Source organism: Sphingomonas sp. Ant20 (genome assembly GCF_000783375.1).
GTDB classification, from domain to species: Bacteria; Pseudomonadota; Alphaproteobacteria; order Sphingomonadales; family Sphingomonadaceae; genus Sphingomonas; species Sphingomonas aerolata.
The window spans coordinates 29,651-53,490 of the sequence record NZ_JRVI01000060.1 but is presented as its reverse complement, the minus strand read 5'-3'; the positions used below and the strand labels follow the sequence as shown (position 1 = coordinate 53,490).

The following is a 23,840-nucleotide window of genomic DNA, read 5'->3' as shown; positions in this document are numbered from 1 at the left end:
TCGTCGAGGCGCGGGCGGCGGCGGCGCGACGCGCGCGGCGTTCGAGCTTCTGCTCGGGCGTGGCGGTCGGCTTGGCGACGCCGGGCAGGCGCGGCAGCGGTGTCGAGGGGATGCTGTCGATGCCCTCGATCCGGACGACTTCCTCGACGAGGTCGGCGGGGCCGTCGACGTCGCGGCGCCAGCTCGGGACCGTGACCGGCCATTTGCCCTCGATCGTCGAGAACAGCGCGTCGCTGAACGCGTCGGCCGATTTGATCGCACCGATCGTGAAGCCGAGCGACAGGAGCGTGCGGGCCTGGCGTTCGGGGGCCACGTGGAGCCCGCCTAGGTCGGCGCTGAGGCGCGGGTCGTAGTGCACGACGCGAGGTTCGAGCGGTGGCTCGCCCGAGCGCGTGACCTCACTTGCGGTGCCGCCGCATACGTGGAGCACGAGCGCGGTGGCGATCGCCAGGCCGTCGTCGAGGAAGGCGGGGTCGACGCCGCGTTCGAAGCGGCTGCGCGCGTCGGAGGTGAGCGTGAGCTTCTGGCCGGTGCGCGCGATATGGTCGGGATCGAAATAGGCGCATTCAATCAGCACGTCGGTGGTGTTCGCGGAGACGCCCGAATGCTCGCCGCCCATGATGCCGCCAATGTCGTGCACGGCCACGTCGTCGGCGATGACGGTCATGGTTTCGTCGAGCGTGTAGGTCTTGCCGTTAAGCGCGACGACCTGTTCGCCGTCCTTGGCTTTCCGCGCGACTAGGCCGCCCGACAGCTTGGCGCGGTCATAGACGTGCAGCGGGCGGCCGAGGTCGATCATCAGATAGTTGGTGATGTCGACGAGCGCGGAGATCGGCTTCTGGCCGATCGCGAGCAGGCTGCGGCGCATCCAGTCGGGCGACTCGCCGTTGCGCACGCCGGTGACGGTCTGCGCGAAGAAGGCGGGGCAGCCGGCGGTGTCGGCGGTGCGGACCGATGGCCCTGCCCCGTCGGTGACGATCGGATCGAAGATCAGCGGCGTGAGCGTGCCCATGCCGGCCGCGGCGAGGTCGCGCGCAATGCCGCGGACGCCCATGCAGTCCTGGCGGTTGGGTGTGATCGCGACGTCGATGACGGGATCGGTGAGCCCGGCATAATCGGGGTACGGCGTGCCGATCGGCGCGTCCGCGGGCAGTTCGATGATGCCGTCATGATCCTCGCCGAGTTCCAGTTCGCGCGTCGAGCACATCATGCCGTTCGATTCGACGCCGCGGATGCTCGCGAGCTTGAGCGTCACGTCGAGCCCGGGGACGTACGCGCCGGGCGCCCCGAACACGCCGACCAGCCCGGCGCGCGCGTGGGCGCGCCGCAGACGACCTGCAGCGGGCCATCACCGGCGTCGACCGATAGGATCTGCAGCTTGTCGGCCTGCGGGTGGCGTTCGGCGCTGAGCACCTTGGCGATGCGGAACGCGGCGAGCTTCTCGCCCGGATTCTCGACGCCTTCGACTTCGAGGCCGATACGCGTGAGCGCGTCAACGATCTGGTCGAGCGTGGCGGTGGTGTCGAGGTGCTGCTTGAGCCAGCTGAGCGTGAACTTCATGCGCCGACTCCTGCCGACAAAGTGGGGACGTCGAGGCTCGAGAAACCATAATGTTTCAGCCAGCGGATATCGCCGTCGAAGAACGGACGGAGGTCGTCCATGCCGTATTTGAGCATCGCGAGCCGATCGATCCCGCAGCCGAACGCAAAGCCCTGCCACTCGTCCGGATCGAGCCCGCACGCCTCGATCACTTTCCGATGGACCATGCCGCTGCCCAGGATCTCGAGCCAGCCGTCTGGCTCCGCGCCGCCGACGACACGCTTGCCCTTGACCAGCGTGTAGCCGACGTCGATCTCGACCGAGGGTTCGGTGAACGGGAAATAGCTCGGGCGCATCCGCAGGACGATGTCGTCACGCTCGAAGAACGCCTTCACGAACGTCTCGAGCGTCCACTTCAGATGGCCGAGCGTGATGCCCTTGTCGATCACGAGGCCCTCGACCTGGTGGAACATCGGCGTGTGCGTCGCGTCCGAGTCCGAGCGGTAGGTGCGGCCCGGCGCGATGATGCGGATCGGCGGCTTCTGGCTCAGCATCGTGCGGATCTGGACGGGCGAGGTGTGCGTGCGGAGCAGCGAGAAGGTCGTCTTCTCGTCGGCGGTGCCCGCGGCCTTCGCGTTGATCCCCTGCTGGAGATAGAAGGTGTCGTGCATCGCGCGCGCCGGATGCGTCTCGGGGATGTTGAGCGCGGAGAAATTATGCCAGTCGGTCTCGATCTCGGGCCCGGTCGCGACCGCGAAGCCCAGGTCGGCGAAGATCTCGGCGAGTTCGTCCATGACCTGGCTGACCGGGTGGATCGTGCCGGGCATGGGCGCGTCGGCGGGCAGCGTCATGTCGAGCGTTTCGCTGGCGAGCCGCGCGTCGAGCGCGGCGCGTTCGAGCGTCGCTTTGCGCTCTGCGATGCCATTGGCGACGGCTTCGCGAAGACCCTGGATCATCGGGCCCTGCACGAGCCGCTCGTCGGGGGTCATCTTGCCGAGCGTCTTCAGCAGCGCGGTGATCGTGCCCTGCTTGCCGAGCGCCTCGACCCGGCACGCCTCCAGCGCGTCGAGGCCGGATGCCGCGGCGATCGCCGCCAACATGTGTTCGCGCATCTGGTTCAGGTCTTGCGTCACGTCATACTCCCAGGGCGGGTTCGGTCGGCAGATCGGGTAGGCGGGGCAGCCCCAGACCGATACCCAGATCGTCCCAATTTTCGTTGCGCGCTTCGATCAGTTCGATCTTCCACGCTCTTCGCCACTCCTTCAGCCGCTTCTCGCGAACGATCGCGGCCTCCATCGTGTCGAACATCTCGTAATAGGCGAGACGCCTGATGCCGTACCGGTGAGTGAAGCCGGGGATCAACCCCTCGCGGTGCTGAACCAGCCGCGCGAGCAAGTTTGAGGTGACGCCGATGTAGAGCGTGCCGTGGCGGCGGGAGGCGAGGATGTAGACGCAGGGCTGGAAGGTTTCGCGCATTTCTTGCTCCCCCTTGATCGCCCTTCCCCAGATTTCTTACATCCGTCATTCCGGCGGAAGCCGGAACCCATGGTTGCGGGCCGGATGATGGTAGCACGCTTTCGCCGGGTCCGCCGTAACCGTGGGTCCCGGCGTTCGCCGGGATGACGGAAGGGGGGATGACGGGCTGGCGAACCCCAAACGCGAAAAAGGGCGCCGGTGGTTTCCCACCGGCGCCCTTTTCAAACCCAACCTCAGTCGCGAATTACGCGGCCTGGGGAAGTGCTGCCTTCGCCTGTGCGACGATCGCGCTGAAGGCTGCGCCCTCGTGCATCGCGATGTCGGCCAGGACCTTCCGGTCGAGTTCGATACCCGCCAGCTTCACGCCGTGCATGAACTGCGAATAGGTCAGACCCTCGGCGCGGACGCCGGCGTTGATGCGCTGGATCCACAGGCCACGGAAGGTGCGCTTCTTAACCTTGCGGTCACGATATGCGTACTGTCCGGCCTTTTCGACGGCCTGACGGGCGATACGGATGGTGTTCTTGCGACGGCCATAATAGCCCTTCGCCTGAACCAAAATACGCTTGTGCTTGGCGCGGGTGGTAACACCCCGTTTTACGCGTGCCATTGTCTAATTCCTTCTCAGCTCAACGCAGGCCGTAAGGCGCCCAGGCCTTCACTGCTGCGGTATCGGCCTTGGACAGCAGCTTGGTGCCGCGGTTCTGACGGATGTACTTGCCGTTGTGATGCGCCAGACGGTGACGTTTGCCGGCGACGCCGTGCTTGAGCAGGCCGGTGGCGGTGAGCTTGAAGCGCTTCTTGACGCCGCTCTTGGTCTTCAGCTTGGGCATTTTTATCCTTTCGGTTACGAAGGGAAACGCTGAAATCGCCGCGGCAGCCCACACTGGCCGGGCGATTCGTCGAACGCGCATCCCTTCGAGGAAGCGGGGCCGATACCCGCATCGGTCCGAAATCTCAAGTCGCATTCCCGGATTAATGCGGCATCCGACCATAGTGGAACCGCTACGCCCGCCATGCGATAGGCTTATCATGGACGCCAGCCCGACGCAGCCGATCGACGCCCCCCCGCCCGCCGCGGCGCAGAAGAGGCGCAAACGGCGGATCCTGCGCAACATTCTGATCGGGATCCTCGCGGTGATCGCCGCCATCTGGCTGGTGCTCTACATCACCAAGGGTCGCTTCTTGAAGCATCCGTTCGAGCGGATCGTCGGGTCGATGACCCACCGCACGGTGACCGTCGGCGGCGATTTCCAGCTCTATTTCGCGCCGTTCCGAATCAAATTCTATGCCGAGCGCTTCACGCTCTCCAACCCCGACTGGGCGAGCCGGCCCAACCTGTTCCAGGCGGACAAGCTCGACACGCGGATCGCGCCGCTGTCGCTGATCTTCGGCAAGCGGCGGCTCTACTGGCTCGATCTGGTCAACGGCGCGGTCGATCTTGAATGGAATGCCGCGCATACCGCCAACAGCTGGACGTTCAGCGACAAGAAGGGCGGCGAGCCGCTCGAATTCCCGCGGATCGACGTGGCGACGGTGACGGGGACGAGCGTGCGCTATCTCGACCCGCGGATGCGCGTGCTCGCCAATCTCGACGTCGCCGACATCCGCTCGGTCGATGCGACGATCGGCCGCGCGGTCGGCCTCAAGGGCACCGGCCAGCTGCGCGAGACGCCGTTCACGGTGACCGCGCAGCTGCTGTCGCCCGACGCGACCGCCAATCGGGGACAGAACAAGCTGGTCGCGCGGATGCGCGCGGCGGGCAACGTGATCGACGTCGCCGGCACGCTGCCGAGCATAGCGGACGTCGAGAACGTGCCGCTCGCGGTGACCGCGCGCGGCGCCAACCTGTCGACCCTGCTCGGCGTGATCGACGTCGCGATCCCGAACACACGCACCTATCGGCTGCGCGGGCAGCTCGTGAAACAGGGCGAGGAATATCATTTCACGCGGATCACCGGCGTGGCGGGGAAGACCGATCTGGCGGGCAAGCTGACGATCACCAATGGCGAACGCATCCATCTCGATTCGGTGCTGGCGACCAAGAGCCTCGACATCGTCGATGCCGCGCCGTTCATCGGCTACAATCCCGACATCGTCGAGAGCCGCGGCGCGGTGGCGGCCGCCGCCGCGACCGGCGCGGGCGCGCAACGCCTGTTGCCCGATGGGAATTTCCCGGTCGAGACGATGCAGATCTTCGATGCCGACCTGAAATGGACGATCGGCGTAGTGCGATCGAAGAACATCCCGATCTCGAACGTCGATCTGACGCTCGACCTCGAGCGCGGGCGGCTGGCGCTGTCGCCACTGACGTTTGCGATGGCGCGCGGCAACGTCGCCTCCGACGCGTCTTCGACACGCGGTCGCGGCCGAGCGCGGTGTCCTACGACATTCGCCTCGCGCCGACGCCGATGGGGCGGTTGCTCAAGGGCTATGGGCTTGCCGAGGCGGGGACGACCGGGACGATCAAGGGGCGGATCAAGCTCGACGGGCGCGGCGATTCGATCCATGATTCGCTGGCGTCGTCACGCGGCCGGATCGCGTTCGTGATGCCGTCGGGCGCACTGTCGGTGCGCAACGTCCAGCTCGCCGAGCTCGACATCGGCACGTTCGCGCAGCGCATGTTCCAGGGCAAGCTCGACGAGCCGGTCCAGGTCAATTGCGGCCTGATCGGCTTCACCGTGCGCGGCGGTGTGGCGGCAGCGGACCCGATCCTGATCGACACGAAGAAGAACGTGATCGTCGGCCGCGGCGGGTTCAGCTTCCGCAACGAAGCGGTCGACCTCGCCTTCCGCGCCGATTCGAAGAAGTTCAGCCTGTTTGCGGGCCAGTCGCCGGTTGGGTTTGGCGGGGTGTTCGCGGCACCGAAAATGAGCGTGGTGTCGAAGGACCTGCTCGCCCGCGTCGGCACCGGGCTGGGCCTCGCGCTGGTGGCGACGCCGGTCGCGGGTGTGCTCGCGTTCGTCGATGTCGGCGATGCGAAGGCCACCGCGTGCGGCCCGGTGCTGGCCGGCGCGACCGCCAAGGCGCAGCGGACGACCAAGGGCGAGACGCGCGACGATGTCGGCCGCGGGACGACCGCCAAGGGCGAGGATGGCAAGGCGTCCGAGGCGGAGAAGAAGGGGCAGAAGAAGAAGTTTCTGGGGATCTTCTAAGGGCGGCGGCTTTGGTCTCACCCGCGCCGCTCACCTCACTGGCCCCCGTCACCCCGGCGAAAGCCGGGGCCCATGGTTTCGGCCAGCGCGGTTAGCGACCGTTCCGTGTCCGTGGGTCCCGGCTTTCACCGGGATGACGGATATCAGGCGGGGTGCGAGGCGTAACGCCAGCCTTCCCGCCATGACGGCCTCAGTGGTCGTGACCGCCATGGTCATGCGCATCACCCGTGATCCGGTGCATCGCCTCGAGCACGTCGTCCAGCCGCGCCGGATCGCCGATCGCGAGCACATGGCCTTCGCTCGCCGCGGTCAGCGGGTCGCCGTTCCAGTCGCACATCATCCCGCCGGCGCCTTCGACGACCGGGACCAGCGCGGCGAAGTCGTAGAGCTGGAGACCCGATTCGCAGACGACGTCGAGATGCCCGCTCGCGAGCAGCCCGTAATTATAGCAGTCGCCGCCATAGACCGGCCCCTGGCGCGGGTTGCCGCCCGAGATCGCCGCGACGAGCGCGAGATAATGCGGGACGTCAGCCTCGCCGAACAAATGCGGGCTGGTCGTCGCGATCGTCGATCCCGCCAGTTCGCGGCAGACCCGGGTGCGCACCGGCACGCCGTTCAGCGTCGTCGGACGCCCCGCGACGCCGACCCAGCGTTCGCGCTGGACCGGCTGGTCGATGATCCCGAGCACCGGCCAGCCATCCTCGACCAGCGCGATCAGCGTGCCGAAGATCGCGCGGCCGACGGTGAAGCTGCGCGTGCCGTCGATCGGGTCGAGCACCCATTTGCGGTTGGTGACACCGGTCTTCTCGCCAAATTCCTCGCCGACGATGCCGTCGCCCGAGCGTTCGGCGTCGAGCAGCCGGCGCATCGCCGATTCGGCCTCGCGGTCGGCGCGGGTGACGGGGGACTGGTCGTCCTTGATCTCGACGCCGTGCTCGTGGCGGAAATAGGGTCGGATGACGTGGCCCGCGGCATCCGCGAGGCGGTGCGCGAGGTCGATATCGGCTTGGGTCACTGGCATGCGCCCTGCCTATCGATACGGTACGGCGCGAGCAATGGACGGATGCCGCGAGCGGGCGTACGTCACTGCGATCATACCGGAGTATAGCCCCATGCGCCTCGTCCCGACCCTTGCCGCCCTCCTCGTCGCCACCCCCGCAGTCGCGGCGCTCGCGCCCGGTGCGAAGGCGCCCGACTTCACCACGCGCGGCGCGATCGCCGGCAAGGTGTTCACGGTCCACCTCGCCGAACAGCTGAAGAAGGGCCCCGTCGTGCTCTACTTCTTCCCCGCGGCCTATACCGGCGGCTGCAATGCCGAGGCGCATGCCTTTGCCGAGGCGGTCCCCGCGTTCAAGAAGGCCGGCGCGACGGTGATCGGCATGTCGGCGGACAACGTCGAGACGCTGAGCAAATTCTCGGCAGAGAAATGCGCGGGCAAGTTCGCGGTCGCCAGTGCAGGGCCGAAGGTCGTCGCCGGCTATGACGTCGCGCTCGGCAAGCAAGTGATGGGACGCGACGTCACGAAGCGCACCAGTTACGTGATCGGCCGCGACGGCCGGGTCGCCTTTGTTCACGACGACATGAACCCGGCCGAGCATGTCAGTTCGACGCTGGCCGCAGTTGAGACGCTTAACCGCCGATAGATCCGCAAATCGTCACGCGTTGCTAACCTTTATCGTTCTATTCCGGGGGCGAAACGGGGGCAAATGACATGCGGGACGCGCAGGGCGCACAACAGGTGAGCACGGAGGACCTGTTCGACCAGATCGGCCGATTCCTCCGTAAGCACCGGTTGCGTCCGGATCCGTCGCATTATGCGTTCGCGCATGCCGTGCTGTCGGCACCCGACGGCCCGCTCGCGGCGCAGGTTGCGCGATTGACCGAGGGCGGCGTCCGGCTGCTGCGCAGGGATATCGAGGCGCTTGGCGGACAGGTTACCGATACGCCCGCGACCGTCGACCCCGACGACCAATGCGATCCCGCGCTGCGCGAGGGGGAGGCGGACCGGCTGGTCGCCGAGACGCAGGAGCATGTCGACGGATTCGCGACGATCATGCACAGCATCCACGCCGAGACCCGCGGCTTCGGCCATGACCTGGCCGAAAGCGCGGCGGCGATCACGACGTCGCCGGGACTGGCCGAGATCGACGAGATCACGCGGATCACGACCGCGATGATCGGCAGGATCCGCGAGTCGGAGGTGCGGCTGGCCAAGGCGAAGCACGAGACCGACGTCCTGCGGGCCAAGCTCATCGAGGCCCGCGACAGCGCACGACGCGACACGCTGACCGGCCTGCCGAACCGGCGCGCGTTCGACGAGGCGTTCGGCGCACGCGACGCGGACAAAGGCCCCTATTGCCTCGCGGTATGCGACGTCGACCGGTTCAAGCGCGTCAATGACGCGTTCGGCCACGGCGTCGGCGACCGGGTGCTGACCGCGATCGGCCAGATGATCGCGGCGGGGTGCGAAGGGCATCTCGTCGTGCGGCACGGCGGCGAGGAGTTTGCGGTGCTGTTGTGCGGCGTCAGCCTGAGCGACGCCGCGCGCCTGCTCGATTCGGTCCGCGCGATCGTTGCCGCCAAACGCTTCCGCAATCGCGAGACCGATTCCCCGCTCGGCCAGATCACCTTTTCGGCAGGCGTCACCGCGATCCATGCGGACGAAGCCGCCGAGAGCGCGTTCGCCCGTGCGGACCGGCTCCTCTACACTGCCAAGGGCGACGGGCGCGACCGGATCTGCGCCGCCTGATCCGCGCGGCGGTCCGCGGCACCGATCCTTGGCGCCGTTCACCGGATAAGTGTGGCGCAAAATCCCAACTGCTGCGTGGCTGCTGCGAAAAACCGCGCTGATTCAGCCGGATACGGAACTGGCACGGGGTGTGCAAAGCAGGGGATATCGGCAGCCGGATGGTCCGGACGCCGCCATCACCGAAGGGAAGCCACCATGTCCTCGATCCATTTCGAATCCGCCAAGCGCATCCTCCTCTCGTTCGCCGGGGCGCTGGTCTTCGCCGGCATCGCGATCAGCGCAGCGACGCCGATCATCCCGATCGCGTGATCCGGCCTGACTGCGGAGACTGCATCATGCTTCATCACCTCCATCGCGGCCAATACCGGCCCGACCGCCTGCGGGACAGCGGCCTGCTCGTCGGCATCGTCGCCTTCTCGACCACCGTCCTGCTGATCGCGACTCATGCCGCAGCGTTCGCCTGATCGGCAGCGCGGGGGATCCCTGCCCGCCAGGCGCGGGTCGCGGTCAGGCCAGCATGGCCGAAGAAGCGGGGCCGACGGGCGCGGCCTCCTCGCGCGAATAGGTCCCGATCAGCAACCCCGCCGCGAGCACATGTCCCGACATCGCCTCGACCAGCGCGGTGCGGCCCGGTGACACGCCTGGATCGCCCAGCGCCGCATCGAGCGCGAACAGCTGGAAGGCGTAGCGATGTTCGCCATGCCCGGTCGGCGGATCGGGCGGCAGCCAGCCTTCGCGCAGATATGAATTGCGCCCGACATCGCCGTCGGGCGTCCCTGCGCCGTCGGCCGCGATCGCACCTTCGGCCAGTCGCAGCCCATCGGCAGCGATATGCCAGACGATCGCGTGAACCAGCGGTTGCGGCGTCGGCGCATCCGCATCCTCGACGATCAGCGCGAGCGCGGCGGTGCCCGCAGGTGGCACGCTCCAGACCAGCGGCGGCGACACCCCGTCACCATCGGCGGTGAACCGCGGCGGCAACCGCCCCTCATGCGCAAAGGCGGGGCTGGTCAGGTCGAGCGTCGCGAACCCCGTGCCGGCCTGCGCGCCGACCCGAGACCGGACCGGGCGATCACCAACGCGTCGGCACCAGCGCGCAATCCTTTAAGTGCGTGGCCGAGCCAGGCAGGCATGTGTTCAAGCATCGTTACCCTCCGAAGGACAGGCGCCAGGGCGCAGGACCGGTGCGCCATCGGCATACCAGCGGCTCTGATCGCGCATCGTGCCGGCATCGTGATAACAGGCCTGCGCTGTCCCACCCGCCGGATCGATCGCGACCATCCAGTTGTGATCGCCGCAGTTATGTGCCTCGCACCCCCAGGAGGCGATGCGCCGGCCCCGTTGGAAGATCGGCGTCTGCGGTCCCGAGCGTCCGCGGATCAGCGACCGCAGCCGGGCATCGTCGACCACCGCGAGCAACCCGCCGGCCACCTCGGTGCGATCGAAGAAATCGACGCCATCGACCGCGTCATGCGGGTATTTGCCGACATAGGCGGTGAGCGGCGTGGTCTGCGCCTGCCCCGCCACGGGGGTCGGCGTCCGCGTGGCAGGCGGCGTGAAGTTGGCGACCGCAGCGGTCTGCTGGGGATCGTCGCCCGCACTGCAGCCTGACACGGCCATGGCAAGCATTGCCATCCCCGCACGCAGCGACAGGGTGATCGGCGCAGCCCCGGATCCGATATGCATCGCAGCCCCCTCATGGTCTTTTCATCCCAACGCGCCGACCGGGCTGAGGTTGCCCGCGATGCCGGCGCTGCCGGGGCGACTCGACGATCCGAATCTACGGGTATGCGCGAGTGCAAGCGTGTATCGTCGCCGTCCCGGGGCGCTCCGCCCCGCCGGAAGGGCAGCATCATGGCCAAGAGCCAGAAGAAATCGAACAAGGAAGTCCGCAAGCCCAAGGCCGAGAAGGAGCCCAAGGCGAACGCGTCGAACCCGACGACCAAGGGCAAGCCCGTCGAGATGACGACGCTCAAGTGATCCGGCACGAAACAGGACGATGACGATGGCGGACGACGATTACGTCTATGACGAGGCCAGCGGCGAATGGGTCGCCGCCGACGCCGCATCCACGACCCGCGCGGCGGACGACGACACGGTCGTGGTCCGCGACTCGGTCGGCAACGTGCTGGCGGACGGCGACCAGGTGACGCTGATCAAGGACCTGACCGTCAAGGGCGCGGGCCAGACGCTCAAGCGCGGCACGCTGATCAAGGCGATCCGCCTGACCGGTGACGCGCAGGAGATCGACTGTCGCTATGAGGGGATCAAGGGTCTGGTGCTGCGCGCGGAGTTCGTGCGCAAGCGGTAACGGACGCACCCCCTGATCCTCCCCCTGCCGGGGGAGGAGTTCGGGATGTGGCGGATCAGACGTCCGCGGGGAGGTAGATCTCGCTGCCCTTCTCGCGGAACCTCTCGCTCATTTCAGCCATGCCCTTTTCTGCGTCGGCATGCGCACCCTTGGCGAAGATCGCGCGGTTGGCGTCGGTCTGATCGATATCGGCCGCTAGGAACGTGTCGGCGGGGCCGTTCTGTTTGGCGGCGAAGTCACGCACCTCCTGCGTGATCTTCATCGAGCAGAATTTCGGACCGCACATCGAGCAGAAATGCGCGGTCTTGGCGCCTTCTGCGGGGAGCGTCTGGTCGTGATATTGCTCGGCCGTATCGGGGTCGAGGCTCAGGTTGAACTGGTCGCGCCAGCGGAACTCGAAGCGCGCGCGGCTCAGCGCGTCGTCGCGCATCTGCGCGGCAGGGTGACCCTTGGCGAGGTCGGCGGCGTGTGCGGCGAGCTTGTAGGTGACGACGCCGACCTTCACGTCGTCGCGGTCGGGCAAGCCCAGATGCTCCTTGGGCGTGACGTAGCAAAGCATCGCGGTGCCGTACCAGCCGATCTGCGCCGCGCCGATGCCGCTGGTGATATGGTCATAACCCGGCGCGATGTCGGTGGTGAGCGGCCCCAAGGTATAGAAGGGCGCCTCGCCGCAGACCTCGAGCTGCTTTTCCATATTCTCCTTGATCTTGTGCATCGGCACATGGCCGGGGCCCTCGATCATAACCTGGACGTCGCTCTTCCATGCGCGGTGCGTGAGTTCACCGAGCGTGTAGAGCTCGCTGAACTGCGCCTCGTCGTTCGCGTCGGCGATGCTGCCGGGGCGCAGCCCGTCGCCGAGCGAATAGGCGATGTCATACGCCTTCATGATCTCGGTGATCTCGTCGAAGCGCTCGTAGAGGAAGCTCTCCTTGTGGTGGCTGAGGCACCATTTCGCCATGATCGAGCCGCCGCGCGAGACGATGCCGGTGACCCGCTTGGCGGTCATCGGGATATAGGCGAGGCGCACGCCGGCGTGGATCGTGAAGTAATCCACGCCCTGCTCCGCCTGTTCGATCAGCGTGTCGCGGAAGATCTCCCAAGTCAGATCCTCGGCGACGCCGCCGACCTTCTCGAGTGCCTGATAGATCGGCACGGTGCCGATCGGCACGGGGCTGTTGCGCAGGATCCATTCGCGCGTGTCGTGGATGTTGCGGCCGGTGCTCAGGTCCATCACCGTGTCCGCGCCCCAGCGGATCGACCAGACGAGCTTGTCGACCTCGGCGGCGACGTTCGACGCGACCGCCGAATTGCCGATATTGGCGTTGATCTTGACCAGGAAGTTGCGGCCGATCGCCATCGGCTCGGATTCGGGGTGGTTGACGTTGTTGGGGATGATCGCGCGGCCGCGCGCGACCTCGTCGCGGACGAACTCGGGGGTGACGAAGTCGGGGATCGACGCACCGAAGCTCTCGCCGTCGCGCTTATACTCTTTCAGCATCGCGCGGCCGAGATTCTCCCGCGTCGCGACATATTCCATCTCGGGCGTGATGATGCCACGGCGTGCGTAATGCATCTGGCTGACATTGGCGCCAGCCTGGCGCGCAACGGGCGCTTGATGCTGCCGGGAAATTGCGGGACGCCGCCCGAGCGGTCGGGGCCGAGCTGGCCATTATCCTCGGGCCGGACCGCGCGCGCGTCGTAACTCTCGACGTCGCCGCGCGCCTCGATCCACTGGCGGCGGAGTTGCGGCAGGCCGGCGTGATGTCGATCGTCGCCCTGGGGTCGGTGTACGGACCGCTGGTGTCGTAGACGCGCAAGGGCGGCTCGGAGCAACTGGGGTCGAGCACGATCTCGCGCATCGCGACGCGGACGTCGGGGCTGGAGGGCACCGCGACATGGATCTTCCGCGAGCCGCGGATCGGGCCGGTGGTGACGCCGATGTCGGCGGTCGGGATGCGGGGATCGTAATCGGCCATGCGCTTGCTCCTAAAGGTCTCGGAGCAAGGCATGCGGTTCTGTGGCGACCGCTCCCTCCCTCCGCCGGTATCAACCGGATCAGGTTCAGCGGGTCGAAGGCTCCTGCCTTCCTCTCAAGCGCGGATCGGCGCTCCCCCGGGGTAGGGCGAGCATAGGCGCAACGGACGGGGGCGCAAACGGAAAAACCCCGCACGGCCGGGCCGCACGGGGTTTCGGATCGATCGGCGGGTTGCGATCAGAAGGTGTAGGTCAGGCCCACCGCGCCGAGCCACTGGTCGGCATCGCCGCGTCCGCGACGATCGGGCTGTCCTTGTACTTGCCGAGCATGCGGCCGTAGAGCACCCCTGCGCCGACGCCGAAGCCGCGGCGCAGATCGCCCGACAGGCTCTGCAAAGCAAACGCGGAGACGTTGACCCGGCGGAAGCCGCTGTCGTTGATGTCATAGGTGCGCAGACCGCTGTTGATCGTGCCGATCGGCGTGACCGCGGCATAGGTCCGGCCAAAGCCCTTGCCTGCATAATCCGCCGACAGGCCGAAGGCGACCAGGGTGCGGACCGACAGCGGCGTCGTGTAGTTGACCTGCGGGGTGATGACATAGCTGTCGTGCGTGCCCGACACGTCGTGGATATAGGCGACACGCGCGGTCAGCGTGTCGTAATCGCTGGTGATGACGCCGGTCTTGCCGATGCCGACAAAGCCGCCGACTTCATAGGCCGTGTCGATCTTGCCGAGCGCGCGGACCTGCCGGTTGTCGACCCGGCCCGTGCGATCGGTGCGGACGGCGGCGATAACGCCGACTTCGTAGTTGATCCCGACCGACCCGGTATTGGGGATCAGGTTCACATAGAGCTGCGTACCGCGCGTGAAGAAGTCATGCCCGCGGATCGTGCCGATCGCGACCGCGCCGGGGGTGAAGCTGTTGCTGTCCGCACCCTCGTAATCGGGAAGCGACGCGACGCCGAGACCGAGCGTGATGCGGTTGTTGTCGGCGGGATCGGTGATTGGCGGGGTCGGATTGGGATCCGTCTGCGCAAGTGCCGGCGTGGCGAGGGCGACGGCCGCGGTTGCGGCAGTCAGAACGAGTGAGAATGCGCGCAAGGACGGGCTCCGGACAAAAAGGTTCCACCGCGCAACGCGGGGCAACCCCATTCGGTCCGTTGCAATCCGTCAGAAGATGTAACGCATCCTAACCTGTTGCATTTCGGCATCACCGGCGAGCATGAACCGTGCTGCGGAAAAGCGCGGCGGTCCGAAGCGTACCGCCGCGTTGTTCGAGAAGCCATAGCCCTCGCGCGGGATACCCGCGATCGTGTCGAGCTTGGAGTTGCTGTTCTCGTCATGGATGATCGCCAGCGCATAGCCACGCTGCGGCAGGCCCGGAAAGCTCGTCGTCCGGACCGCGGCGGGCAGGGTCCGGGTCAGTGCCTTGGCATCGTCGACACAGGCGGGGAAATTATCGGGGTCGGCGGTCAGGCAGATACGGATCAACCCCTTGGCCGAGCGGAGATTGTCGACCTCGACGTCAAGCCGCGTGACCGGGCTCGCTGCCGCCAGAACGGCCCAGACCGCGGCCGCCGCCAGCACGCGCGGCAGCCTTGGCATGCGAGCTGCCCGCATCGCCGTGCTCCCGGTCGGTGCCGCAGAGCCGATCCCAGAACCGGAAAGTGAGCTCATAATTGCACCTGTATCGTTCATGATGTGGCTGATGGTGGCTGGCCGTGATCAGCCATGTCCCCAATGCTCCCCTCCACATGAACCGGGGAAAAACCTCCCGGCCCATCGGATTGGCCCCCTCCATAACGGTCATGACCGTCAGAGCCAAACCGAGCGCACCGCCAGGGTCGGAATCGCGACGACCCGTAGCGGAATTATCACAGCAACGGGACCGGATCGAACGCCGTTGCCATTCAGATCCTAGGTCGACCACACCCGGACGGTGCTCCACCTGTTTGCACTCACTCTAGCCTATCGCCCCCGCAAAATGATCGATACCGGCGGCATCCGGGTACGCGGCTGCAAAGCGCGACGGCCTGTGCGCCTGCAAACTTGACGCCGCCCTGATCTATGTCCGAACACCGAATCCTCATCATAACTTTATCGATTTTGCAGAATTCATGCGCCAACAACTCGGTTGTTGAAGTCTCATTGACGCCTTGCAATGTGAAATTTCACTCAGGTCAACGAATTTCAGATCCGGATAGCAGAACATTGCTCCATTACGACGATAACGCCTGTTTGAAAGTCTGACGCCATGTCGGAGACAGGCCATCTCGATACTATAAATTTAGGAGATGAGGATATGGCAACCATCAACATCATGATTGCTGTGGATGTGGAAACAGCTCAGTCGACGGCCAGTGGCCAGACCATCACCCAGGGTCTGTATATGATCGACACGACGGGCTATGAAGGCACGTCCGAGGGTGGCAACGAGTTGACGACGCCGTGCAATGCCGGTGACGTCTTGGTGTGGACCGTCTATCCCATCAATCCCGCCGATAATATCGCAATCACCGGGTTTACCGGTCAATGCACGCAGAACCCGCCGAATAGTGTATTCCAGAATCTTGAAAAACAGACGACGCCCGCGGGCGCATCTATTGGACCTGTGTGATCAACAACGGCACAGGACAGGGGTCCTACCAGTACAGCGTCGTCTTCTCGATGTCGGGCAAGACCTACAGCTATGACCCGTTCATCAAGGTCCCGGCGAACTGATCGCCAGCGCGTAAACATGGGCATGAGCGCTCCCGGCTGATCCGGAAAAGAGCGCGCACCGCACACGGTGCCGGGCAGCAGCGACGACTTGCGGCTGCCCGGTACCGTAAAAACCCGCGCAGTTCCTCGGCCAGCATCGCTCGACCTGTCCGCCGAGCGTCCGGAACCGAGGTCAGGCGCGCCGGTCGAGGATTAGGATCGGCGCGTCACGATAACGACCCTCGATGCGCAGGCGGTAGCGAGGCGCTCGGCGAGGCTGAGCGAGGGCGCGTTGCCGGGGTCGATGATGCAGGTCGTGGCGGCGATGCGCGGGTCGGCCCAGGCCAGGACCGCCGCCATAGCCTCCGACGCATAGCCCTGGCCCTGCGCGTCGCCGGTCAGCGTCCAGCCCATTTCGGGGCCGATCGCACCGGGACCGTCGATCGGCGGCAGGATCGCGCGCCGCGCATCGATCAACCCCATCTCGCCGATCAGCCGGCCGGTCGCGGTCTCGCGCACGATCCAGCTGCCATAGCCGAACGCGGTCCACTGCCCGATCGAGCGGAGCAACCGGATCCACACCTCCTCGCGACTGCGCGGCGAGCCGCCGATCATCGCATAGACGCGGGCATCGGCCCACATCGCGGCGCAGTCGTCGAGATCGGCAGGGACATGGCCGGTCAGCGTCAGGCGCGCCGTGGCCAGCGTCGGCGCCTGGGGGTGGCGGGGGCCGGCGTGCGGTGCTGGCGAAGCGTCGGTCGGGTGTGAGGGGGCATGGCGGCTCCGGATCTGGCATGGACATAGTGGCGGAGATGGCGGCGGCGCGCCATGCCCGACCTGGCGCTCCCCGTCCCTTCGCGTCCGCCGCGCGGTGGCAGCGGAAGGCGGTAACCCGAGGGGGATCGCCTCGGTGGCGGAAGAGGCAGGGGGGCCGGCAATGCAGGTTGTCTTCGCGTGCGATTGGGCGGGAAAGGCTGTTTTCGCAGGCGCCGGTTTGCGCTAGTCGGAGCCATGGCATCGACGATCTCCTGCGACGTCGCGATCGTTGGCGCGGGCCTGGCCGGCGGGATGATCGCGCTGGCGCTCAAAGCGAAGCATCCGGCGCTCGACGTGCGGCTGGTCGATGCCGCCCCGACGGTCGGTGGCAATCACCTCTGGTCGTTCTTCGACAGCGACGTGGCGGCGGCGGACCGCTGGATCGTCGCGCCGCTCGTGGTGCATGGCTGGCAGGGCTATGACGTGCGCTTTCCAGGGCATGCGCGGACCATCGACGCGCGTTACAATTCGATCGAGAGCGTCCAGCTCGACCGCGAGGTACGCCGCGTCCTGCCGCCGCACGCGCTGATGCTCGACCGCAAGGTCAGCGGCGCGAGCGCGACCGCGGTGGTGCTGAGCGACGGCGACCGGATCGAAGCGACCGGGGTGATCGACGCGCGCGGGCCGGGCGACCTCACGCTGCTCGATCTGGCGTGGCAGAAATTTCTCGGACGCGAGATGCTGCTCGACGCGATGCACAAGGCGCCGCGGCCGATGGTGATGGATGCAGGCGTCGAACAGCTCGACGGCTATCGCTTCGTCTATTGCCTGCCGTTCAAGGCGCGGCGGATGTTCGTCGAGGACACCTATTACAGCGACACGCCCGATCTCGATCTGCCCGTGCTGCGCGACCGGATCGATGCCTATGTCGCCGAGCGCGGCTGGTCAGTGAAGCGGATCGAGCGCGAGGAATCGGGCGTGCTGCCGGTCGCGATGGGCGGCGATTTCGAGGCCTATTGGCGCTCGACCGGCGCGCGCGTCGCCAAGGCGGGGATGCGCGCGGGGATGTTCCACCCGACCACCGGCTATTCGCTGCCCGATGCGGTGCGGACCGCGTCGATGATCGCGGCGCTGGGGGATTTCTCGGGCGCACGGCTGCATGACGCGACCTATGCGATGGCGCAGGCGACGTGGAAGAGTCGCGGTTTCTACCGGATGCTCGACACGATGCTGTTCCGCGCGGCGGAGCCCGAGGAACGCTACCGGATCCTCGAGCGCTTCTATCGTCTCTCCCCTTCGCTGATAGGCCGTTTCTATGCCGGACGTTCGACCATGACCGACAAGGCGCGGATCCTGACCGGCAAGCCCCCCGTCCCCATCGTGCGCGCCGTCCGCGCCATCGCAGGCAGTATGAGATCATGAAGACAGCTATCGTCATCGGCGCAGGGTTTGGCGGGCTGGCGCTCGCGATCCGGCTGCAATCCGCAGGCGTCCAGACGACCATCGTCGAGAGCCGCGACAAGCCGGGCGGGCGTGGCTATTACTGGGAGCGCGACGGCTTCACCTTCGATGCCGGCCCGACCGTCATCACCGATCCCGACTGCCTGCGCGAACTATGGGCGCTGAGCGGGCACGACATGAGCGCGGACGTGACGCTCGACCCGGTGCTGCCCTTCTACCGGCTGAACTGGGCGGACGGGACGAACTTCGATTATACCAACGACGATACGCAAATGCGGGCGGAGATCGAGAAGCTGCATCCGGGCGACTGGGCGGGCTATGAGAAGTTCCTCGCCTATTCCGCCGGCGTGTTTCACGAAGGCTATGAGAAGCTCGGCCATGTCGCGTTTCTCGACTTCGGATCGATGATCAAGGCGGCGCCGGCACTGGCGAAATACCAGGCCTGGCGCTCGGTCTATTCGATCGTGTCGAGCTTCGTGAAGTCCGAGAAGCTGCGCGAGGCGCTCTCGTTCCACACGCTGCTGGTCGGCGGCAATCCGATGACGACCAGCGCGATCTATGCGCTGATCCACAAGCTGGAGCGCGACGGCGGCGTGTGGTTCGCGCGCGGCGGTACCAACCGGCTGGTCGCGGCGCTGGTGACCCAGTTCGAGCGGTTGGGCGGCGTGCTGCGGCTCGACGACCCGGTCACCTCGATCGAGACGCTGGGCGACCGCGCGACCGGGGTCACGACGGCAAGCGGCTGGTCGGGCCAGGCGGATGCGGTGGCGGCGAACAGCGACATCATGCACACCTATCGCGACCTGCTGGCGACGTCGCGCAGCGGACAGCGGACCAAGGCGTCGCTCGAGCGCAAGAAGTACAGCCCGTCGCTGTTCGTCGTGCATTTCGGGATCAAGGGCACGTGGCCGGGCATTCCGCACCACATGATCCTGTTCGGGCCGCGCTATAAGGGGCTGCTGTCGGACATTTACGATCACGGCGTGCTGGCGGAAGATTTCTCGCTCTATCTGCACCATCCGACCGTCACCGACCCCAGCCTGGCGCCGGAGGGGCATTCGACCTTCTACGCGCTCGCGCCGGTGCCGCATCTCGGCAAGTTCCCGGTCGACTGGGACGAGATCGGCCCGATCCTGGAGAAGCGGATCCTCGACGAGATCGGTCGGCGGCTGATCCCCGACATCCACGACCGGATCGTGACCAAGTTCAGCTATGCGCCGAAGGATTTCGCGCAGGATCTGAACGCGCATCTGGGCTCGGCCTTCTCGCTCGAGCCGGTGCTGACGCAGAGCGCCTATTTCCGCGTGCACAACCGCGACGATCATATCCCGAACCTGTACTTCGTCGGCGCGGGGACTCACCCGGGGGCGGGGATTCCGGGCGTCGTCGGGAGTGCTAAGGCGACGGCGCGGTTGATGCTTGAGGGCGAGCAGTAAGGGTTTGTTCGCGCGGAGGCGCGGAGGACGCGGAGGTGATGCGCGTGTTGCGAAGCGACCGCGTCTCCAACCCATGGCGGAGCGGGCGTGAAGACAGCGCAAGCGCTGTCCGGACTGCAACACCTCCGCGCCTCCGCGTCTCCGCGCGAACCCATTCTTTTCTTGCGGCACCACGCGCGCTTCCCCTAGCGAGGCCACATGAAAAGACTTGCTGTGTATTGCGGGTCGGCGACGCCGGCTGATCCCCTGTATATTGAAGGCGCACGCGCGCTGGGACGGACCTTTGCCGAGCGCGGAATCGGCCTCGTCTATGGCGGTGGCCGCACCGGCCTGATGGGCGCGATCGCCGACGGCACGCTTGAGGGTGGCGGCGAGGTGATCGGTGTGATCCCGCAGGCGCTGGTCGATGCGGAGGTTGCGCACCGGGGGCTGACCGAACTCCACGTCGTGCAGGGCATGCACCAGCGCAAGCAGATGTTCACCGACCTGTCGGACGGGTTCGTGACGATCCCCGGCGGTACGGGCACGATGGACGAGCTGTGGGAGGCGCTCAGCTGGGCGCAGCTCGGCTATCATGCGGATCCCGTCGGGCTGCTAAACACCGCGGGCTATTATGACCATCTGATCGCGTTCTGGGACAAGATGGGCGAGGTCGGCTTCCTGCGACCGCAGCACCGTGACCTGCTGATCGTCGCGGATACGCTCGACCTGCTGCTCGACCGGATGGCGGAGCATGTGCCGACGCAGCCGATCGTCCGGATGAACGCGTCGGATCTGTGAGCGTCTTGAGGCCGCACACTATCCTGCTCCACCCCGGCGAAGGCCGGGGCCCAGTTGGGGGACGCGGATTGGCTCGCTCTAAGCGTTGTTACACTCGCTTTCCCACCTGGACCCCGGCCTTCGCCGGGGTGGTAGTAACGGTGACGGCATGACCTCCCCCTCCCCCACCCGCGAAGCGATCGTCGCGACGGCGAAGGAGTCGATCGCGCGCGGATCGAAGAGTTTCGCGGCCGCCAGCCTGTTGTTCGACAAGCCGACGCGCGAACGGGCGTGGCTGCTCTACGCCTGGTGCCGGCGGTGTGACGATATCGCCGACGGGCAGGATCACGGGCACGGCATGACCGTGGTCGACGATGCCCCGGCCCGGCTCGTCACGCTGTCGGCGATGACCGAGCAGGCGCTGGCGGGCGAGGTCGTCGGCGAGCCCGCATTCGACGCGCTGCGGATCGTCGCGGCCGAGACGCGGATGCCCAAGCGGTTCGCGCGCGACCTGGTCGAGGGCTTCGCGCTCGATGCGCGCGAGTGGCGACCGCGCTCCGAAAACGACCTGTACAAATATTGCTACCATGTCGCGGGCGTGTCGGCTGCATGATGGCGATCGCGATGGGCGTCGATCCCGATGACGAGGACACACTCGACCGCGCCTGTGACCTGGGAATGGCGTTCCAGCTCGCCAACATCATGCGCGATGTCGAGGAGGACGACCGGGTCGGGCGCTGCTACCTGCCCGAGGACTGGCTTGTCGAGATGGACTTTCCGCCCGGCCAGCACATGAAGCCGCCGTTCCGCGCGCGCCTCGCGGTGCTCACGAAGCGGATGGCGGACCGCGCGGCGGCGTTCGAGGCGAGCGCACGGGAGGGCACGCCCGCGCTGTCGTTTCGGTCGGCCTGGGCCGTGCTGTCAGCGGCCGGCATCTATGGCGCGATCGGGCGGGCTGTCGCGGCGCGTGGCGAGCATGCCTGGGATCACCGCGTTACGACGTCGGGGGCGCAAAAGCTGGGGTTTATCGCCAGAGCCGCGCGGGAGGCGGCGGCGCGGGAGCGGCTGTATCCGCGGACGCCGCGGGATCCGAGGCTGTGGACACGACCGCGGTAGATCCGGCCCTAGCACATTCAACGTCTGTCCCTGCCCCTTCCGTTCGCCCTGAGCGAAGTCGAAGGGCATCCGTTCGGGGCCTGTGCTTCGACTTCGCTCAGCACGAACGGAGGGGGGGACGGGCGGTGACCCCCACACGAGCGGATCAGCCCCGTGCTTTGGCCTTGCCTGTCACGGCGATATGCGCGCCCGCGGTGCGGCAGTTGGCGCCGATCATCGGATAGGGGACGTCGGTGTTCTGCGCGAGCTGATCGGGAAGCGCCGCGCGGCACTGCGCCATGGTTTCGTACCGCGCCGGCACGACCCGTGCCTCGGTGCAGTTCATATTGCCGTCACTGCAACCCATGATGGCCATGACGTAGAACAGCGGTTCCATTTCATTCTCCAGTGGATCGCCGTGCCCGGCGTTGGACACGGTATGAAAAGCGACGAAGTGGCAGGATTGTTCCGTCAACCGCTTTCGCCGGGGCTTGACCACGCCTACATCACCACCAGCAATGCCCCCTGATACCTACACCTCCACCCGCGCGGACCAGCCGTTGCTGCCGACGCTCCGTCGCTTTCTGCCATTCCTGTGGCCGGCGGGGCAGCCGAAGCTGAAGGTGCGGATCGTCGTCGCGATGCTGCTCGTCATCGCGTCGAAGCTGGTGCAGGTGTTCGGCGCGGCCTTCACCCTGAAATATGCGGTCGACCGGATGGCGGGGAATGACCGCGGCGCGCTTACGCTCGTCGCGCTGCTGGTGGTCGGCTATGCGGCCTCGCGGTTCGGGACGACGCTGTTCGACAATCTGCGCAACGCGGTGTTCGAGCGGGTCGGACAGGACGCGTCGCGGCGGTTGGCGGCGCAGGTGTTTCGCCATCTCCATGCGCTGAGCCTCGATTTCCATTTGTCACGGCGCACTGGTGCTGTGACCAAGGTGGTCGAGCGCGGGACCAAGAGCATCGACACGATGCTGTATTTCCTGCTGTTCAACATCGCGCCGACGCTGTTCGAACTCGTGCTGGTGCTGGGCCTGTTCTGGACCAAGTTCGGCTGGCCGCTGGTCGTCGCGACGGTCGTGATGGTGGTCGGCTATATCGCGTTCACGCGGATGGTCACCGACTGGCGCAATGCCCTCCGCGCACGCATGAACGACCTCGATACCGGTGCCGTCGCGCATGCGGTCGATTCGCTGCTGAATTTCGAAACGGTCAAATATTTCGGCGCGGAGGAGCGCGAGGCGAAGCGCTATGACAGCGCGATCACCGCCTATTCCGAAGCCGCGGTGAAGAGCGAAAATTCGCTCGCATGGCTGAACCTCGGCCAGGCGCTGATCACCAATCTGATGCTCGCGGGCGGCATGGGCTTCGTCGTGTGGCGGTGGAGCCGGGGCGAGGCGTCGGCGGGCGACGTGGTCTTCGTTTCCACGCTGCTGGCGCAGCTATTTCGGCCGCTCGACCTGCTCGGCATGGTGTATCGCACGATCCGCCAGGGCGCGCTCGACATGGCGGCGATGTTCGACCTGATCGACACGCCCGCTTCCGTCGTCGACGTGGCCAATGCGCCCGCGCTGGCGGTGAGCGCGGGTCATGTCCGGTTCGAGAATGTCTCGTTCGGTTATGATGCGGGCCGGCCGATCCTGCGTGATCTCGAACTCGACGTGCCTGCGGGATCGACGCTCGCGGTGGTCGGGCCGTCGGGCGCGGGCAAGTCGACGCTCGCGCGGCTGCTCTACCGCTTCTACGACCTTACGGGCGGGCGGATCACCGTCGACGGACAGGACATTGCGCAGGTGCGCCAGGCATCATTGCGCGCGGCGATCGGGATCGTCCCGCAGGACACGGTGCTGTTCAACGACACGATCGGCTACAATATCGCCTATGGCCGCGAGGGCGCGGAGATGCCCGAGGTCGAGACGGCGGCGAAGGGCGCGGCGATCGCGGGGTTCATCGAACGCCAGCCGCTGGGCTATGCAACGCGCGTCGGCGAGCGTGGCCTCAAGCTGTCGGGCGGCGAGAAGCAGCGCGTGGCGATCGCACGCACGCTGCTCAAGAACCCGCCGATCCTGATCCTCGACGAGGCGACGTCGGCGCTCGACAGCCGCACCGAGGCGGAAATCCTCGACACGCTCGAGGCGATCGAGCGCGGCCGCACGACGATCGTGATCGCGCACCGGCTGTCGACCGTGGTGCATGCCGACCAGATCGTCGTGCTGGAGGCGGGGCGGGTCGTCGAGAAGGGCACGCATGCGGAGTTGCTGCGGCGCGAGGGCGTGTATGCGGAAATGTGGAACCGCCAGGCGCAGGAGCGTGCTGGCGATGACGCGGGGGCGCTCGCGGCAGAATAGCGTCGCCGCTCCGTCTTCCACCCCGCAGCCGGGGCCCAGTTGGCAGACGTCGATAACGAAGGACGTCGCTCCGTTACTGCA

Annotated in this window: 20 protein-coding genes, 6 pseudogenes and 1 riboswitch; of the genes and pseudogenes, 12 read left to right on the top strand and 14 right to left on the bottom strand. The window is 66.6% G+C overall.

From position 1 onward, the window contains the following. The 5 genes and pseudogenes from pheT to rpmI form a co-directional block, all read right to left on the bottom strand. Positions 1 to 1,560, bottom strand: a pseudogene (gene pheT / locus NI18_RS10135) (phenylalanine--tRNA ligase subunit beta); the annotation flags it as partial. Then, positions 1,557 to 2,651, bottom strand: coding sequence for a phenylalanine--tRNA ligase subunit alpha (gene pheS / locus NI18_RS10130; protein WP_192008174.1), 1,095 nt, complete (start codon positions 2,649 to 2,651; stop codon positions 1,557 to 1,559). The pseudogene pheT and the gene pheS, both read right to left, overlap by 4 nt. 22 nt (positions 2,652 to 2,673) lie before the next feature. Then, complete coding sequence (locus NI18_RS10125) at positions 2,674 to 3,015, bottom strand: GIY-YIG nuclease family protein (RefSeq protein WP_031439310.1); 342 nt, start codon at positions 3,013 to 3,015, stop codon at positions 2,674 to 2,676. 244 nt (positions 3,016 to 3,259) lie between these two features. Continuing rightward, positions 3,260 to 3,625, bottom strand: a complete 366-nt coding sequence (gene rplT / locus NI18_RS10120) for a 50S ribosomal protein L20 (RefSeq protein WP_031395288.1) — start codon at positions 3,623 to 3,625, stop codon at positions 3,260 to 3,262. Between the two features lie 19 nt (positions 3,626 to 3,644). Next, positions 3,645 to 3,848, bottom strand: a complete 204-nt coding sequence (gene rpmI / locus NI18_RS10115) for a 50S ribosomal protein L35 (RefSeq protein ID WP_031395289.1) — start codon at positions 3,846 to 3,848, stop codon at positions 3,645 to 3,647. Positions 3,849 to 4,047: 199 nt separating this feature from the next. Between rpmI and NI18_RS10110 the strand changes: the two are divergent. Next, positions 4,048 to 6,170, top strand: a pseudogene (locus NI18_RS10110) (AsmA family protein). A 190-nt stretch (positions 6,171 to 6,360) separates the two neighbouring features. Here NI18_RS10110 and NI18_RS10105 read toward each other — a convergent pair. Next, positions 6,361 to 7,191: an inositol monophosphatase family protein gene (locus NI18_RS10105; protein ID WP_031439308.1), complete on the bottom strand. Its 831-nt coding sequence runs from the start codon at positions 7,189 to 7,191 to the stop codon at positions 6,361 to 6,363. Between the two features lie 91 nt (positions 7,192 to 7,282). Between NI18_RS10105 and NI18_RS10100 the strand changes: the two genes are divergently transcribed. The 3 genes from NI18_RS10100 to NI18_RS26860 all read left to right on the top strand — a co-directional run bounded on the left by NI18_RS10100 (position 7,283) and on the right by NI18_RS26860 (position 9,383). Beyond that, positions 7,283 to 7,813: a peroxiredoxin gene (locus NI18_RS10100; protein ID WP_031439307.1), complete on the top strand. Its 531-nt coding sequence runs from the start codon at positions 7,283 to 7,285 to the stop codon at positions 7,811 to 7,813. 95 nt (positions 7,814 to 7,908) lie between these two features. Then, complete coding sequence (locus NI18_RS10095; RefSeq protein ID WP_327195633.1) at positions 7,909 to 8,919, top strand: GGDEF domain-containing protein; 1,011 nt, start codon at positions 7,909 to 7,911, stop codon at positions 8,917 to 8,919. Between the two features lie 335 nt (positions 8,920 to 9,254). Beyond that, complete coding sequence (locus tag NI18_RS26860) at positions 9,255 to 9,383, top strand: hypothetical protein (protein ID WP_268745752.1); 129 nt, start codon at positions 9,255 to 9,257, stop codon at positions 9,381 to 9,383. Positions 9,384 to 9,426: 43 nt separating this feature from the next. On the opposite strand, the pseudogene NI18_RS10090 reads toward NI18_RS26860, so the two are convergent. Beyond that, positions 9,427 to 10,064: pseudogene (locus NI18_RS10090) on the bottom strand (YbhB/YbcL family Raf kinase inhibitor-like protein). After that, the gene (locus NI18_RS10085; protein WP_042466426.1) at positions 10,057 to 10,605 is read right to left on the bottom strand and encodes a hypothetical protein; all 549 of its coding nucleotides are present in this window, start codon (positions 10,603 to 10,605) and stop codon (positions 10,057 to 10,059) included. Before NI18_RS10085 ends, NI18_RS10090 begins: the two are co-directional and overlap by 8 nt. A gap of 168 nt (positions 10,606 to 10,773) precedes the next feature. Here NI18_RS10085 and NI18_RS26855 point away from each other — a divergent pair, with 168 nt between their 5' ends. Continuing rightward, positions 10,774 to 10,899, top strand: coding sequence for a hypothetical protein (locus NI18_RS26855; protein WP_260171387.1), 126 nt, complete (start codon positions 10,774 to 10,776; stop codon positions 10,897 to 10,899). Between the two features lie 25 nt (positions 10,900 to 10,924). Continuing rightward, entirely contained in the window at positions 10,925 to 11,230 is a 306-nt protein-coding gene (locus NI18_RS10080; protein WP_031439303.1) for an alkylphosphonate utilization protein, read from the top strand. A 55-nt stretch (positions 11,231 to 11,285) separates the two neighbouring features. On the opposite strand, the pseudogene thiC reads toward NI18_RS10080, so the two are convergent. The 4 genes and pseudogenes from thiC to NI18_RS23305 all read right to left on the bottom strand — a co-directional run. Then, positions 11,286 to 13,206, bottom strand: a pseudogene (gene thiC, locus NI18_RS10075) (phosphomethylpyrimidine synthase ThiC). Positions 13,207 to 13,245: 39 nt separating this feature from the next. Continuing rightward, positions 13,246 to 13,355, bottom strand: a riboswitch (TPP riboswitch). A gap of 101 nt (positions 13,356 to 13,456) precedes the next feature. After that, entirely contained in the window at positions 13,457 to 14,305 is an 849-nt protein-coding gene (locus tag NI18_RS10070) for a MipA/OmpV family protein (RefSeq protein WP_052149117.1), read from the bottom strand. Positions 14,306 to 14,374: 69 nt separating this feature from the next. Next, a complete protein-coding gene (locus NI18_RS10065; protein ID WP_244654865.1) occupies positions 14,375 to 14,824 on the bottom strand; it encodes a DUF2141 domain-containing protein in 450 nt (149 codons plus the stop codon). Beyond that, positions 14,730 to 15,097 (bottom strand): annotated as a pseudogene (locus NI18_RS23305) (sterol desaturase family protein); the annotation flags it as partial. The pseudogene NI18_RS23305 and the gene NI18_RS10065, both read right to left, overlap by 95 nt. A gap of 409 nt (positions 15,098 to 15,506) precedes the next feature. Here NI18_RS23305 and NI18_RS10060 point away from each other — a divergent pair. Further along, on the top strand, positions 15,507 to 15,821 hold the full coding sequence (locus NI18_RS10060) for a hypothetical protein (RefSeq protein WP_052149116.1): 315 nt from the start codon (positions 15,507 to 15,509) through the stop codon (positions 15,819 to 15,821). 296 nt (positions 15,822 to 16,117) lie between these two features. Here NI18_RS10060 and NI18_RS10055 read toward each other — a convergent pair whose 3' ends face one another. Next, positions 16,118 to 16,546 (bottom strand): GNAT family N-acetyltransferase, encoded by a 429-nt coding sequence (locus NI18_RS10055; protein WP_306286340.1) that lies wholly within the window; start codon positions 16,544 to 16,546, stop codon positions 16,118 to 16,120. A gap of 369 nt (positions 16,547 to 16,915) precedes the next feature. Here NI18_RS10055 and crtY point away from each other — a divergent pair, with 369 nt between their 5' ends. The 4 genes and pseudogenes from crtY to NI18_RS10035 all read left to right on the top strand — a co-directional run bounded on the left by crtY (position 16,916) and on the right by NI18_RS10035 (position 21,432). Beyond that, a complete protein-coding gene (gene crtY / locus NI18_RS10050) occupies positions 16,916 to 18,082 on the top strand; it encodes a lycopene beta-cyclase CrtY (protein WP_037529816.1) in 1,167 nt (388 codons plus the stop codon). Continuing rightward, a complete protein-coding gene (locus tag NI18_RS10045; protein ID WP_031394044.1) occupies positions 18,079 to 19,557 on the top strand; it encodes a phytoene desaturase in 1,479 nt (492 codons plus the stop codon). Before crtY ends, NI18_RS10045 begins: the two co-directional genes overlap by 4 nt. A gap of 198 nt (positions 19,558 to 19,755) precedes the next feature. Further along, positions 19,756 to 20,337, top strand: a complete 582-nt coding sequence (locus NI18_RS10040) for a TIGR00730 family Rossman fold protein (RefSeq protein ID WP_037529815.1) — start codon at positions 19,756 to 19,758, stop codon at positions 20,335 to 20,337. 148 nt (positions 20,338 to 20,485) lie between these two features. After that, a pseudogene (locus NI18_RS10035) lies at positions 20,486 to 21,432 on the top strand (phytoene/squalene synthase family protein). A gap of 145 nt (positions 21,433 to 21,577) precedes the next feature. Here NI18_RS10035 and NI18_RS10030 read toward each other — a convergent pair. Then, complete coding sequence (locus tag NI18_RS10030; RefSeq protein WP_037529814.1) at positions 21,578 to 21,808, bottom strand: hypothetical protein; 231 nt, start codon at positions 21,806 to 21,808, stop codon at positions 21,578 to 21,580. A 121-nt stretch (positions 21,809 to 21,929) separates the two neighbouring features. Here NI18_RS10030 and NI18_RS10025 point away from each other — a divergent pair, with 121 nt between their 5' ends. Beyond that, positions 21,930 to 23,759 carry an ABC transporter ATP-binding protein/permease gene (locus NI18_RS10025; protein ID WP_052149115.1) on the top strand — a complete coding sequence of 610 codons (1,830 nt, stop codon included), beginning with the start codon at positions 21,930 to 21,932 and terminating at the stop codon, positions 23,757 to 23,759. Positions 23,760 to 23,840: the final 81 nt, after the last annotated feature.